At 68.7% G+C, this 13,970-nt stretch carries 14 protein-coding genes; 10 read left to right on the top strand and 4 right to left on the bottom strand.

From position 1 onward, the window contains the following. Positions 1–109 precede the first annotated feature (109 nt). From NM203_RS18215 to NM203_RS18205, 3 genes are read left to right on the top strand one after another with little or no spacing between them, the layout of a single operon-like run. Complete coding sequence (locus tag NM203_RS18215) at positions 110–733, top strand: AIM24 family protein (RefSeq protein ID WP_255061464.1); 624 nt, start codon at positions 110–112, stop codon at positions 731–733. Between the two features lie 10 nt (positions 734–743). Further along, the gene (locus NM203_RS18210) at positions 744–1,451 is read left to right on the top strand and encodes an AIM24 family protein (protein WP_255061463.1); all 708 of its coding nucleotides are present in this window, start codon (positions 744–746) and stop codon (positions 1,449–1,451) included. Beyond that, positions 1,448–2,209: an AIM24 family protein gene (locus tag NM203_RS18205; protein ID WP_255061462.1), complete on the top strand. Its 762-nt coding sequence runs from the start codon at positions 1,448–1,450 to the stop codon at positions 2,207–2,209. Before NM203_RS18210 ends, NM203_RS18205 begins: the two co-directional genes overlap by 4 nt. Here the strand turns inward: NM203_RS18205 and NM203_RS18200 are convergent. The 3 genes from NM203_RS18200 to NM203_RS18190 all read right to left on the bottom strand — a co-directional run bounded on the left by NM203_RS18200 (position 2,206) and on the right by NM203_RS18190 (position 4,630). After that, positions 2,206–2,841 carry a TerD family protein gene (locus tag NM203_RS18200; protein WP_255061461.1) on the bottom strand — a complete coding sequence of 212 codons (636 nt, stop codon included), beginning with the start codon at positions 2,839–2,841 and terminating at the stop codon, positions 2,206–2,208. The genes NM203_RS18205 and NM203_RS18200 overlap by 4 nt on opposite strands. Positions 2,842–2,860: 19 nt before the next feature. Further along, positions 2,861–3,985 carry a DUF475 domain-containing protein gene (locus NM203_RS18195; protein WP_255061460.1) on the bottom strand — a complete coding sequence of 375 codons (1,125 nt, stop codon included), beginning with the start codon at positions 3,983–3,985 and terminating at the stop codon, positions 2,861–2,863. Positions 3,986–4,054: 69 nt separating this feature from the next. Continuing rightward, positions 4,055–4,630: a TerD family protein gene (locus tag NM203_RS18190; protein ID WP_255061459.1), complete on the bottom strand. Its 576-nt coding sequence runs from the start codon at positions 4,628–4,630 to the stop codon at positions 4,055–4,057. Positions 4,631–4,775: 145 nt separating this feature from the next. Between NM203_RS18190 and NM203_RS18185 the strand changes: the two genes are divergently transcribed. From NM203_RS18185 to NM203_RS18155, 7 genes are read left to right on the top strand one after another with little or no spacing between them, the layout of a single operon-like run. After that, complete coding sequence (locus NM203_RS18185) at positions 4,776–5,984, top strand: coiled-coil domain-containing protein (RefSeq protein ID WP_255061458.1); 1,209 nt, start codon at positions 4,776–4,778, stop codon at positions 5,982–5,984. Continuing rightward, positions 5,981–7,177 (top strand): HpcH/HpaI aldolase/citrate lyase family protein, encoded by a 1,197-nt coding sequence (locus NM203_RS18180; RefSeq protein ID WP_255061457.1) that lies wholly within the window; start codon positions 5,981–5,983, stop codon positions 7,175–7,177. Before NM203_RS18185 ends, NM203_RS18180 begins: the two co-directional genes overlap by 4 nt. After that, positions 7,174–8,418: a phosphoribosyltransferase family protein gene (locus tag NM203_RS18175; protein ID WP_255061456.1), complete on the top strand. Its 1,245-nt coding sequence runs from the start codon at positions 7,174–7,176 to the stop codon at positions 8,416–8,418. The genes NM203_RS18180 and NM203_RS18175 overlap by 4 nt, the downstream gene beginning before the upstream one ends. After that, positions 8,415–9,524: a cysteine protease StiP family protein gene (locus NM203_RS18170; protein WP_255061455.1), complete on the top strand. Its 1,110-nt coding sequence runs from the start codon at positions 8,415–8,417 to the stop codon at positions 9,522–9,524. The genes NM203_RS18175 and NM203_RS18170 overlap by 4 nt, the downstream gene beginning before the upstream one ends. Further along, positions 9,521–10,369: an HAD family hydrolase gene (locus tag NM203_RS18165; RefSeq protein WP_255061454.1), complete on the top strand. Its 849-nt coding sequence runs from the start codon at positions 9,521–9,523 to the stop codon at positions 10,367–10,369. The genes NM203_RS18170 and NM203_RS18165 overlap by 4 nt, the downstream gene beginning before the upstream one ends. Positions 10,370–10,405: 36 nt before the next feature. After that, positions 10,406–11,668: a TerD family protein gene (locus tag NM203_RS18160; protein WP_255061453.1), complete on the top strand. Its 1,263-nt coding sequence runs from the start codon at positions 10,406–10,408 to the stop codon at positions 11,666–11,668. 12 nt (positions 11,669–11,680) lie between these two features. Further along, entirely contained in the window at positions 11,681–13,189 is a 1,509-nt protein-coding gene (locus tag NM203_RS18155; RefSeq protein WP_255061452.1) for a TerD family protein, read from the top strand. Between the two features lie 3 nt (positions 13,190–13,192). Here NM203_RS18155 and NM203_RS18150 read toward each other — a convergent pair whose 3' ends face one another. After that, a complete protein-coding gene (locus NM203_RS18150; protein ID WP_255061451.1) occupies positions 13,193–13,771 on the bottom strand; it encodes a TerD family protein in 579 nt (192 codons plus the stop codon). Positions 13,772–13,970: the final 199 nt, after the last annotated feature.

The following is a 13,970-nucleotide window of genomic DNA, read 5'->3' as shown; positions in this document are numbered from 1 at the left end:
TGCGGCCGGGCGCTTGGAGGAAACTTGTGATCTTGACGTCTGGAAGTTTCCTGCGACTGGAGAGCCGCATTCGGTTATCGTCATCGCTGACGAAGCGTGGGGAGGTCGAATGGCGCAGCTCTATCAGACATCCAGCAAGGTGATCGAAGCTCACCTGAACAACACGTCCATCAAAGCCCTGACCGGTTCGATGGTTGCCTACGAGGGCAACATCACGTTCAAGTCGGCGGGGTTCGGTGGCGGCTCGGGCATCATGGCCGGGCTCAAGCAACGCGCGACGGGTGAAGCGTTGTCGCTCATGGAGTGCCAGGGGACCGGGCGGGTCCTGCTCGCGGTGAACGCCCAGCACGTGACGATCATCGACGTGAACAACGAGCAACTCAAGGTGGAGTCCCGGCAGCTGCTCGCCATGGCGGGCAACCTCCAGACCAACGTGACCTTCGCCGGGCTCCGGGGAGCGTCGTCGGGGCAGGGCCTGTTCACCACCGTCGTCTCCGGGCAGGGCCAGGTTGCGCTGTTGTCCGCGGGCGGTCCGCTCATCCATCTCGAGGTGTCGCCGCAGTACCCGTTGGTCGTCGATCCGGACGCCTTCGTCTGCGCGAAGGGGAACATGCAGCAGAGCTTCATCACCGACGTGTCGTGGCGCACGGCCGTCGGCCAGGGCAGCGGTGAAGCCTTCTCGCTGCGGTGGGACGGCACCGGCCTCGTCTCGATACAGCCGGCAGAGCGCTAGGCGGACAACAATGTTCACGAAGGTCAATTCGAAGGTCGTCAAGGTCAACGTCGGTCAGGCCGGAGGCGTGATCGCACGCACCGGCGCGATGCTCTTCTACACCGGCCAGGTCTCGTTCGCGCCGCATCAGGTCCCCGGTGCAGCGCAGATGGGCGGCATGGGCGGCCTCATGGGCATGGCGGGCCGCATGATGCAGGGCGAGCACGAGCGCACCATGATCGCGCAGGGCAACGGCGAGGTGCACTACGGATACGCCGGTCTCGAGGTTCACGTCGTCGAGGTCTCCGGGGGCGGGACGCTCCGCGTGGAAGCGTCTCGCCTGCTTGCCAACACCGCCGGACTGCAGAGTTCGGTGGTGTCGGTGACCAGCAGCAGTGGCGGAAGCGGCGGCGGCGGGGGAGGTGGACTCAAGGGAATGCTGCGCGGCGCGGCGTCCGCGGCGCTGACCGGTCAGGGCCTGTTCACCACCCAACTGGCCGGGCAGGGCAGCGCCGTACTCCTAGCGCACGGCGGCGTGATTGAGTTGCAGGTCGGTGGAGCAAACCCCGTCGTCGTCGACCCGCAGGCCTTCGTCGGGGTCTACGGCAACGTGCAGACCGAACTGAAGACCGCAGGCAGTTGGCGTGACGCCGTCGGACGCGGAGCGGGCGAAGCGATGCAATTGAACTGTGTCGGACAGGGAACCGTGTTCGTGCAGGCCTCGGAGGAGAAACTGTGACTCAGCCACTGAACCCCATGACCCTGCCGGACGACGACAACATCCCGGACAACCACTACGCGTTCAACATCAACCTGGTCACACCGTGGTTCATCCGCAAGGGCGCGATGATCGCGTATTACGGCCAGATGGAGTTTCGCGCCCTGACGCACGGCCTCCACGGCGGCCTGCTGCACATGGTGGCCCAACAGTTCTCCGCGCCAATGTATTTCGGTGACTATGCGGTGGCCGAGGGGCAGGGCAAGCTGATCATCGGCGACCGCGGTTACGACATCAACGCCTACGATCTCGACGACGGCAACCTCACGATCCGGGCGGCGAACCTGCTCGCGTTCGAGCCGGGGCTGGCGATGAATCAGTCGATCGTGCCGGGATTCGTCACGCTGCTCGGGACGGGCAAGTTCCTCGCGTCGTCGAACGGTCCGGTCATCTTCATCGAGCCGCCGGCGCGGGTGGATCCCGAGGCGCTGGTCGGGTGGGCCGACTGCCCCGCTCCGAGTCACCACTACGACCACGGCTGGGTCAGCAGCATGATGGCCGCCGGTGCGGCGCGGTTCGGCGTCAACAGCGGCGAGGAGCGGCAGTTCGACTTCACCGGCGCCGGAACGATTCTCGTCCAGTCCAGCGAGAAGGTGCTCAGCGACTCGGCGATCGTGCGCACCATCGAGGGGCAGCTGTACGGACTGACGTCAGTCGGCCTGACGCATCTGAACGGGGTGATCTCGCAGCAGTTGGCGAGTCAGCAGCAGATGCGCTAGTCCTTGCTGCCCGTCGTCCACTGCATGCCCCACCCGTAGGCGGCGTCGAGGTCGCGCTGGCTGCCGTTGATGTAGCGGACCTCGCGGCTGACGTGGACGCCGCCCTCGGCGTAGTACACCTGGGCGATCGCGCAGATCCGCGCGCCTTCGACCGCGGAGTCCAGGCGCACCTCGATGGGTGCTCCCACCGTCGGGTACATCGTGACGACGCCGTCGACCGCGGCCCAGTTGGCGGCACCGGAGTAGATCATCGCGAAGATCAGGATCCGCCGGAACCGTTCGGGCTGAGCGAGATTGATGCGCATGTTCTCGCCGCCGGTGTTCGAGCCCGAGCGGTCGTCGCCGTCGAGCAGGATGAACGGCGGCGAGTTCTCCGACCCGTAGCGGTTGCCGAGGGCCTGGATGACGCTCTTACTTCCGTCGGACAGCTCGTAGAGGCATCCGAGATCCAGGTCGACGCCCTGGGCGTTCGCACTCCAGTTCAGATTGACGCGCATCACGCCCTGCTGCGCACCGTCTTTGGACAGGCTGATCCGCGGGGCGTCCTTGGTCAGGCTGATCTTCGAGAGGTTCACCGGCGGGGCCTGCGGCGGGGTCGACGCGCTCGGCCTCTTCGTGTAGTCGATGGCCATGGGTGAACCGCCTTCCGAACTAACTGACAGGAGTTGACTTCTCGACTTCAGCGTCGGCCTCTGGTGCCAATCGCTTGTTGCGCACGAGGCTGGAGATGAACGCGGCGGCGATCAGCACGACGCCGATCAGGCCGGTGATGATCTCGTTGACGTGCCACTTGAGCGAGACCAGCAGGATCACCGCGAGCGCGCCGATGGCCCAGTGCGCGCCGTGCTCCAGGTACACGTAGTCGTCCAGAGTTCCCTTGCGTACCAGGAAGATCGTGATCGACCGGACGAACATCGCACCGATGAAGCCGAGACCCAGGGCGATGATGATCGGGTCGGACGTGATCGCGAACGCCCCGATGACGCCGTCGAACGAGAACGACGCGTCGAGCACCTCGAGGTAGAGGAACAGGAAGAACCCGGCCTTGCCGGTGACGACCGCCAGCTGTGACGGGCCGCCGCCACTGGACGCCGCCGCCTCGTCGATGTCGTCCTCGTCGACTTCGAACATCGACCCCAGACCGTCCACCGCGATGTAGGTGACGATGCCCAGCAGGCCCGCCAGCAGCACGGTGGAGCGGTTCGCCTCGTCGGTCAGGAACTCGGCCGCCACGATCAGCGAGATACTGGCGACGACCACGGCGAGCTGATCGAGCTTGCCCGCCCTGCCGAGGGGCCGCTCCAGCCAGGACAGCCAGGTGATCTCACGTTGCGAGAAGATGAAGTTGAGGAACAGCATCATCAGGAACATGCCGCCGAACGAGGCGATCTGCGGGTGCGCGGCGGTCAGCGCCGTCTCGTAACTCGGTGAGCCGTCGGGGAAGAACTCGCCGCCGTCGGCCGGCGGGTTGAGCGCGACGTCGAGCGCCTTGACCGGGTTCAGCCCGGCGGTGATCCACACGACCGCCAGTGGGAACACCAAGCGCATGCCGAAGACGGCGATCAGGATGCCGATCGTCAGGAACATCTTCTGCCAGAACTCGCTCATCCTTCGCAACACCGTCGCGTTGATGACGGCGTTGTCGAAGGACAGCGAGACCTCGAAGATGCCCAGGATCGCGCAGAGGATCAGCGCCTCGACGCCTCCATAGAGGTACGCCACTACCAGCGAAATCACGGTGACGACGATTGAGATACCGAAAATGCGTACGACCACGCTGGTAGGACCGTTCCCCTCGGAGTTCAGACGAAGTGTGCAAATCGCCCGGGCATTACCCGGGTAAGACTAAACGTTCACTCCGTAATCGCGCGCGATGCCCGCGAGCCCCGAGGCGTAGCCCTGGCCGATGGCACGGAACTTCCACTCGTCGCCGGCCCGGTACAGCTCGCCGAACACCATCGCGGTCTCGGTGGAGGCGTCCTCGGACAGGTCGTAGCGGGCCAGCTCGGAACCGTTGGCCTGGTCGACGACCCGGATGTAGGCGTTCTGCACCTGGCCGAAGGACTGGCCGCGCGAGTCGGCTTCGTGGATCGACACCGGGAAGAAGATGTTGGTGATGGTGGGCGGGGTCCCGGCCAGGTCGACCTTGATGACCTCGTCGTCGCCCTCGCCCTCGCCGGTCTTGTTGTCACCGGTGTGCTCGATCGAGCCCTCCGGCGAGCGCAGGTTGTTGAAGAACACGAAGTGGCTGTCGGACAGCACCTTCTTGGTCTCGCCGGTGGCCAGCGCGCTGGCGTCGAGGTCGAAGTCGGTGCCGGTGGTTGTCCGGATGTCCCAACCCAGGCCGACGAGAACCGCGGTGAGGTTCGGGGCCTGCTTCGTCAACGAAACGTTTCCACCCTTGCTCAGACTGACACCCATTCGATCGCCCTTTCCGAAGCTCGTGAAGTTGATTCCGAGGGGCTTTGCTGTGAATCCCCCGGCTTGATCAACCGTAGTCGATTCGCCCGCGTTGTCGAGGAAAGTTCTCGCGAGGCAGCCGACGACGCGCGGCTAGGATTGCCGAGTGGCCAGCAGGTGGCTGAGGTGGTCTCGCCGCCCGTCCGACGAAGCACAGGACGCGGCCGCGTTGAGCCAGCTCACCAGTACGTTCCTCGACATGGACCGGCGGCAGAGCATCGCCGAGTCCGCGGTGGACGCTGCGGCGGCCTTTTCGCCGAGGGCGGATCTGCAGCGGGAGTGGGACGCGGTCCAGAACGCCTGCTACGAAGCGTCCGCGGTGTACCTCGGTGTCGCCGGCCGGTCGTCGTCGGACCCGGAGGGCGGACCCCCGGCCACGGGTGCGGAGATCGCGCACGCGGCCGCCATGCTGGAGAGCGCTCGGGCCGGGTTGGACGCGTTCTACGACCGCCACCGCTCTGTGCTGGACTCGGCGACGAACAAAGTGCTTGCGCTGACGTCGGACGTCGATGCGGCGATCCGGTCCGCCCACGACGCGCGTCAGAGGCAGTCCGCCGCCGAGCCGCAGCTGCAGGACTACCCGTCGGTGCGGCACGCACGCGACCAGCTGGATGCGGCGACGGCGCGTCTCCAGGACGCGCGTGACCGAACCGACCTGGCGGCGACGAGGAAGGCCGTCGAGCAGCTGCGCCTCACGTCGGCCGCGCTGCTCCGGGTGCTCGATGAGGCCCCGCAGCGCGGGGAACAGGCTCGCCGCACCGTCGCGTCGGTCGGAACCCGGCTCGACGCGGTACGCACCAGAGCCGCGGGCGTACCGCCGCTCATCTCGTCGCTGCTGAGGGAGTTCAACGCCAAGAGCTCCGCCGACCTGGTCGACACCGAGAAGGTGAGTCGCGGCCACATCGAACGCGCCGAGGCGCTGTACCGGCAGGCAGTCGCCGCGCGCGACGCGCATCGCCCCGAGGACGCACTCGACTTCGCCAAGCAGGCGCGCACGGAGCTCGCGGCGGCCGAGCGGCACGTCGACGACGTCGCCGACCGGTTGGCTGAACTGCGGGCCATCCGCGCCGAGCCGGAGCAGCGGGCCCGCGACGTCCGATTCCGGTTGCGCGACGCTCAACGGTTGGCGGTCGACCGCGGTGTGGTGCCGGAATGGGGCAGCGTGCTTGACGCTCAGGCGGCCAGGATCGATCGTATCGTCGACGACATCGGCGGCACCCACCCCGACTACTGGGCGTATCAGCGCTCATTGGGTGAGGTCTCCGAGTTCATCGCGAACGTAGTCAGTCGCATTCGACAGGGGGCCGCTCGATGACTGCTGCAACGCCGCAGACCAGCACGAAGTCGATCAAACACTTCCGGCATCTCGCGCCGGACGAGGTGGATCGGCTCTTCCACCTCGAGCCCGAACAGTTGACCGAGCACTCCGATCCGCGGCTGCTCGCGCTGTCGCTGGGCGCGACGCTGTACGTGCCCGCCGATCGCGTCGACCTGGCCGCCGCCGTTGCGCGGCGTATCTCGGAGGGCGTCTGCGCGATCGTGCTCGACCTCGAGGACGCCATCGGCGATCACGCCGCGAGCGCCGCGCTGGAGAACGCGGTCGACGCCCTCGACACCCTGGCACGCACGGGCGCCGCTCGGGAGAGCCAGCTGTTCGTACGCGTGCGGACACTGGACTGCCTCGGCCGCATCTGCGAGGGCCTGACGTCCGGTGCGGAAGCCCTGTCCGGCTTCGTCTTCCCCAAGTTCACCGCACGCGTCGGCGAGACCTACCTGCGCGCCGTCGCCGAGGCGGGTGACCGCCTGGGCCGGCGGCTGTACTGCATGCCGGTTCTCGAAACGGGCGAGGTGATCCACCGGCCGGGACGCGACGTCGAACTCACTGCGCTGCAACAGCTTCTGGACCGCTACCGCAGCATCGTGCTGGCCGTGCGCGTCGGCGCCACCGACCTGTGCGGCACGTACGGAATCCGGCGCGACCGCGACCTGACCATCTACGACGTCGGCGTGGTCGCCAGTGCCATCGGCGACATCGTCAACTACCTCGGACGTGCCGACGGCAGCGGTCACGTCATCACCGGTCCGGTGTGGGAGTACTTCGCCGATCACGAGCGGCTGTTCCGATCACAGCTGCGCACAACGCCGTTCGAGGAGCAGGACGCCGTGCGCTTCCGCGAGCACCTGGTCAGCCGCGACCTCGACGGCCTGCTGCGGGAGCTCATCCTCGACCGGGCCAACGGGCTGTCCGGCAAGACCGTCATCCACCCCACGCACATCGCCGCCGTGCACGCGCTGGCCGTCGTCACCCTCGAGGAGTACCGCGACGCCACCGACGTGCTGGCGGAGACGGCGGGCGGGGTCCGCGCCTCGGAGTTCCGCAACAAGATGAACGAGGCCCGCCCGCACCGGGTGTGGGCGGAGAACGTCGTCCGGCGCGCACGGGTCTTCGGCGTCGCCGCGGAGGGCGTCACCTTCGTCGACCTCCTCACGGCGTTGGCGGCCCGGTGACCGCCGTCCGGAATGCCTGGGCCACCCAGGTTTTCGGCTTCGAGATCATCGACGTCGGAGGTTCGGAACCGGCCACCGACCTGGTGCTGCCGGGGCTGCGACGGAACCCGCGGCGAGCGCATCTGCTGGTGTCGACCGTGCTCGGCAAGCACATCGCCGTCCCACCCGCAGCCGTGGTCGACGCCGGACACCGGTTGGCCGCCTGCACGCGAGAGGTGCTGTCCGACACGGCCGCCGACGTCGACGTGCTCGGCATGGCGGAGACCGCGACGAGCCTGGGGCACTGCGTCGCCGACGGTCTCGACGCCGCCACGTACATACACACGACCCGCCGCGACGCCACCCCCGACCGCGTGTACGCGGCGTTCCAGGAGGGGCACTCCCACGCGACCGACCACACGGTGCAGCCGTCGGGCGCCGACGTCTTCGACGGTGCTCGCCCCCTCGTCATCGTCGACGACGAGATCTCCACCGGCACTACGGCACTCGCGGCCATCGCGGCGCTGCACGACGTGCTCCCGCGACCGCACTACGTGGTGTCCTCGCTGGTCGACCTGCGCACCGACGCCCATCGCGACCGGGTTCGCGATGCGGCCGCCGAACTCGGGGTGCCCATCGACTTCGTCAGCCTCGGCACCGGCCGCGTCGTGCTCCCCGAGGGCATGACCGCGGCGGTCAACGAGCTCGCGGCGCCGGCGCTCAATCCCACCGGCGCACGGCGCGGGCGCCACCGCCGGATCGCGGCGGACTGGCCGGCCACCGTGCCCGAGGGCGGCAGGCACGGCTTCCTGCGCACCGATCGCGCGCCGTTCGACGCGGCCGTCGACGAGCTCGCCGTCCGAGTCGGCGACGCGCTGACGCCGGGTCAACCCGTCCTGGTGATCGGCCACGAGGAGCTGATGTATCTGCCGCTGCGGCTTGCCGATTCGCTCACCGGACGCGGGTTCGACACGCGGTTCCAGACCAGCACCCGTTCGCCGGCGTACGTCCACGACGCCCCCGGCTACCCGCTGCGCACCGGCTTCACGTTCCACCCCTGCGAGCGCGGTGAGGACGGGTCGCGCTACATGTACAACGGCTGGCCCGGCGCGCAGGCGGTGCTCGTCGTGGACGCGGTGGCGGCCACCGACCGGGTCGAGGCCGACGGCGGAATCGTCGACGCGCTGACCGCGGCGGGCTACGACGTCCTGGTCGTCGTGGTCGGCGGCCCGGATGCCGACGCGCTGGCGCGGTCACGATGACTCCACTTGTCGGTCCGGACTTCGGCTCGTACGCCCCCGACGAGGTGCGGTGGTTGCTCACCGACCTGTCGGATGTGCCGTTGGAGGCGCCGACCGAGGAACGTGAGCGGGCGATCCAGCACGGGCGGGCGCATTACGCGGAGTCGCTGCCCATCGAGTACCAGCCGGACGCCACCTATCGGGCGCTGTTCGCGGAGGTGCTCGCGCAGACGTCGGCCCGGTTGGCGACGGCCGTCGGTGTGGTCACGGAACTCGTTCTCGCCGAACGGGGTAGCGACGTCGTGCTGGTGTCACTGGCCCGTGCCGGCACGCCGATCGGCATCCTGATGCGCCGGTGGGCGATGCACCGTCACGGTCTGACACTGCCGCACTACGCGGTGTCCATCGTGCGCGACAGGGGCATCGACTTCGCCGCGCTGGACTACCTGGCCGCGCACCACGATCCCGCGCAGGTGGTCTTCGTGGACGGCTGGACCGGAAAGGGCGCCATCACCAAGGAGTTGAGCGAGGCCCTCGTCGAGTACGAGAAGGCGTCGGGCGTCCGCTTCAACCCGGACCTTGCCGTGCTGGCCGACCCCGGATCGTGTGTCCGCACCTTCGGCACCCGCGACGACTTCCTGATCGCCTCCGCCTGCCTCAACTCGACGGTGTCGGGACTGGTGTCGCGCACCGTGCTGAACGCCCGTCTCATCGCCCCCGGTCAGTTCCACGGCGCGAAGTTCTACCGGGAGCTGGCCGACGACGACCAGTCCGCGACCTTCCTGGACGCCGTCACCCAGCAGTTCGACGCCGTCGCCGACGCGGTGCAGACCGAACTGGCGGCGTTGGCGGCGGCGGACCGGACGCCGACCTGGGCCGGGTGGGAGACCGTCGAGCGGATCCGGCAGGAGTACGGGATCGGCACCGCGAACTTCGTCAAGCCGGGCATCGGCGAGACGACGCGGGTGCTGTTGCGCCGGGTACCGTGGTTGATCGTGTTGCGCGACATGGACTCCGACGATCATCGGCACATCCGGATGCTCGCCGAGTCCCGTGGCGTGCAGGTGGTCGAGGACCCGTCGCTGGCGTACGCGTGCGTCGGGCTCATCAAGGACGTGACGGAATGAGAGCGACGACCGCGCTGCTTGCCAGCGACCTGGATCGCACGCTGATCTACTCGCGGCGGTTCGTCACCGACCCCGCGACCGCGGTGTGCGTGGAGATCTACCGGGGCGAGCCCATCTCGTTCATGACGCCCGGTGCGGTCGAGCGGCTGACCGCGCTCGCCGCCACGCATCACGTCATCCCCGCGACCACCCGCACCGTCGAGCAGTTCACCAGGATCACGCTGCCGGGGGCGCCGTTTCGGTACGCCGTGACGAGCAACGGCGGAACCATCCTCTGCGACGGGGTGGCCGATCGGGCGTGGACCGCGGCGGTGTTCCAGCGGATCAACGACACCAGCACGCCGCTGACGGACGTCGTCGCCGCGCTGCGGGCACGGGTGAGCGACGCGTGGGTGAGGAACTTCCGCATCGCCGAGGACCTGTTCTGCTATCTGGTCGTCGACGAGGAGCTGTTGCCCGCGGACTTCCTCGAGGCGTGGCGGGAGTGGTGCGCGCCGCGGGGCTGGATCGTGTCGCGTCAGGGCCGCAAGATCTACTCCGTGCCGATCTCGCTGTGCAAGTCGCACGCGGTGGCCGAGGTGCGGCGCCGGCTCGTCGACGCCGGCGCGCTCGACGCGTCGGCACCGCTGCTGGCCGCCGGCGACGGTGCGCTCGACGCCGAACTCCTCGAATCCGCCGACGCCGCCATGCGGCCGTCGCACGGCGAGCTGCACGCCCAGGGCTGGACCATCCCGACGCTGACCGTGACGGACACGGCGGGAGCGGCCGCCGCGAAGGCGATCTTGGACTGGTTCGCGCACTCGGTCGCGGAGAAGCCGGCCCGCGAGCAACGAGCACTGCAATAAGGTTGGGCCACAGACACGTCGAGAAGGGGTTTTCCGTTGACCGATCAACTGGCCAAGGGTCAGAACGCGGCGCTCACGTCGGCGGACGTGGTCATCTCGGTCCAGCTGTCGGCACCGGCGGATTTGTCGGCGCTGCTGGTGACCGACACCGGGAAGGTGCGGTCCGACGCGGACTTCGTCTTCTTCAACCAGCCGACCGGGCCGGGGGTTCGCCTGCAACCGGGTGCCGGCGGCCAGCCCGCCAGCGTCGCGGTGTCGCTGAGCGCCGTGCCCGCCGACATCGCCAAGGTGCGCGCCGTCATCACCCTCGAGAACGCGAGCAGCAACTTCGGCGCGTCGGCTCCGCCGGTGGCCAGCATCGCCGACGGCACGGGACGACCGCTCTACGAGTACCGCATCGACGGCCTGTCCTCGGAATCCGTGGTGATCGCGCTCGAGCTGTACCGCCGGGCCGACGCGTGGAAAGTCCGCGCCGTCGGGCAGGGGTACGCGGGTGGGTTCGCGGATCTGGTGAAGGACCACGGGGTGTCGGTCGACGACGCTCCCGCGCCGCCACCGCCGCCGGTCACGCCGCCGTCGGCGTACCCGCCACCCGCCACGCCTCCTCCGCCGCCACCACCCCCACCGCCGCCCCCGCCACCGACGCCTGCCGCGCCGCCACCGCCTCCTCCACCTCCACCACCGCCGCCCTCACAGCCCGGCGAGGTCAGCCTGGTGAAGGGTCGGACCGTCAGCCTCGCCAAAGGGCAGCAGGTATCGCTCAAGAAGGACGGCGGCGTCGCGCTGACGTCCGTGCGGATGGGCCTCGGCTGGGATCCGATCAAGAAGGGCGGCATGTTCGGCAACCGCACGCCCGACATCGACCTGGACGCGTCGGCGATCCTGTTCGCCGACCACCAGGTCGTCGACGTCGCCTACTACGGGCAGCTGGTGTCGAAGGACGGCTCGGTGCGCCACATGGGGGACAACCTCACCGGTGAGGGCGAGGGTGACGACGAGGTCATCGTCGTCGACCTGAATCGGATCCCGGCACACGTCACGCAGGTGATGTTCATCGTCACCTCGTACAGCGGCCACACGTTCGACATGCTGAGCAACGCCTTCTGCCGGCTGGTCGACGCCACCACCAACTCCGAGCTGGCCCGCTACACGTTGACCGGCCCGAAGATGAAGACCACCGCGATGGTGATGGCCAAGTTCTTCCGCGCCGGATCCGACTGGAAGCTGCAGGCGATCGGCGACGGTTTCCAGGCGAAGCATCCGGGCGAGGCGGCCCCGCAGCTCAGCCGCTGGGTCTGACGGGGTCTCGCCATGGGGGCACTGGTCGCGGGGCAGAACGTCGAGTGGGGTTCGCGGTCGGTCGAGTTCCGTGCGCCCGCAGGCGTCGACGGCGTCGCCGCGCTGGCGGTGAACGAGCAGGGCCGGGCCGACGCCCCGGAACGCCTGATCGTCACGGGGCGTCCCATTGGGGGCGGAATAGCCCTGCGGGACAACGTGATCCACGTTGACCTCGATGTCGTCGACGACGCGGTGCAGCGGGTGCTGTGCATCGCCTACACCGGTGGCCCGCGGCCCGGTGCGTTCGACTGCGCGATCGGTGACGTCACCTTCGCGGTGTCCGACCCGTTCCCGGCGACGGTCTGCTTCGAGGTGTACCGCCGCGGCCCGACGTGGAAGCTGCGCGCAGTGGGCCAGGGGTACGCCGGCGGACTGCCCGAACTGCTGGCGGCACACGGGCTCACGGGTAGCGCGATACCCACCGCCGCAGCGCCACCCGCCGTCGAACCCGACCAGCCACCGCAACCGTCGCCCGGTCCGACCGTCGAACCGCTGCAACGGATCTGGATGATCTACGAGGACGCGGCGCGGATCAGCGCGGCGTTCCTGTCGGCACGCGAGTACGCGACGTCACGGCTCGACGACGAGCTGTCGGCGGCCATCGCGGATCCCGCGACCAGGAACACCCCCGCGGCGACGGCGGCGTCGAACTCCGCGCACCAGCGGCACGACGAGCTGATCGCGCGGGCCAGAGCCGACTACGACAGGGATTCGACGTATCTGGTCAACGAACTGCGCGAGGTCGACGACACCCTGCCGCCGTCGATGGCGAGCTGGAAGTCCCCCGCGTGGCGCCGTCGCCCGGAAGCCGGTGACGCCGTGCGCATCGGCTCGCTGTCGAACGCCGAGCTCGGCCCGCTGAGCATCCCGTTCTGCGTGCCTGCCCCGCTGCGCCGGCCGATGTGGATCGAGACCGTCGAGTCCAGCGCCGCCGTTCCGGTGCTGACGGCCCTGGTGCTGCGCCTGCTGGCAGCGTCACCGCATCCGGCGCCGACGCTCGACGTGATCGACCTGGCGGGCGGGCTGCACGCGCTGAGCCACCCACTGGCCCACCGGATGGTCCGACCCGTCGTCAGCGACTCCGCCGACATCGCGCCACGGCTCAAAGAGCTCGTCGACGCCGCGGACCTGGCGGAGATGCGACTGGGCGTGGACGGTCAGCGGTCACCGGCGTCGGTGGTGGTGTTCGCCGACTTCGGATTCGGGCTGCCGCCCGAGGCGCTCGGCGACGTGATCGCCCTCGCGGCCAAGTCGGGTCTCGGTTCGTCACTGCTCATCGTGGGCGAGAACAACTGGGACGGAACCGATTCACGGATGCGCGAGCTGTCCGAGTACAGCCAGCACATCGTGATCACCGACGGCGTGATGCTGGACCCGTGGACGCGCAACCCCTGGACGTTCGTGCCGGACACCGCCCCCGAACCGGGCCGAACGGTGAGCGACCTGCTGGCGGGGATGTCGGCGCTGCAGCCGTTCGAGTGACGGTCAGCCGATGTTGACGCCGTAGTCGCGGGCGATCCCCGCGAGACCCGACGCGTAGCCCTGCCCGATGGCGCGGAACTTCCACTCGCCGTCGCGGCGGTACAGCTCACCGAACACCATCGCGGTCTCGGTGGACGCGTCCTCGGCGAGGTCGTAGCGGGCCAGTTCGCTGCCGGTGTTCTTGTCGACGACCCGGATGTAGGCGTTCTGGACCTGGCCGAACGTCTGGCGCCTGACGTCGGCGTCGTGGATCGACACCGGGAACACGATGCTCGCGATGTTCGGGGGCACGGCGACGAGGTCGACGTCGATGTACTCGTCGTCACCGTCGCCCTCGCCGGTCAGGTTGTCCGGCCCGCACTCGATCGATCCGTCCGGCGACCTCGGGTTGTTGTAGAAGATGAAGTGGCTGTCGGAGAGCACCTTCTTGTTCTCCCCGCAGGCGAGCGCGCTGGCGTCGAGGTCGTAATCGGCCCCGGTGGTACTGCGAACGTCCCACCCCAGGCCGACCATCACGGCGGTGAGGTTCGGCGCCGCCTTGGACAGCGAGACGTTTCCGCCCTTTTGGAGAGTGACGCTCATTGACAGCCCTTTCCCAGTGTCGCGTGGTGAGCCCGCTTGATCGCACCGGCCGGTCTCCAGCTCATCGGGCTCGACGCTTCCACCGTAGCGCGCACCGAATCCCGCCGTCGGTCGGACGGATGAAATCGTTTGCTACTACGGCGCACAACGTCGGTGGGTGATGCCAGGATGGGTGACGTCGTGGTAGACCGTCGACGCG

Origin of the sequence: Mycolicibacterium arenosum (assembly GCF_024320865.1) — a bacterium.
Classification (GTDB): Bacteria; Actinomycetota; Actinomycetes; order Mycobacteriales; family Mycobacteriaceae; genus Mycobacterium; species Mycobacterium arenosum.
The sequence above is the reverse complement of the archived record's forward strand: the minus strand, read 5'-3'. Positions and strand labels throughout refer to the sequence as shown.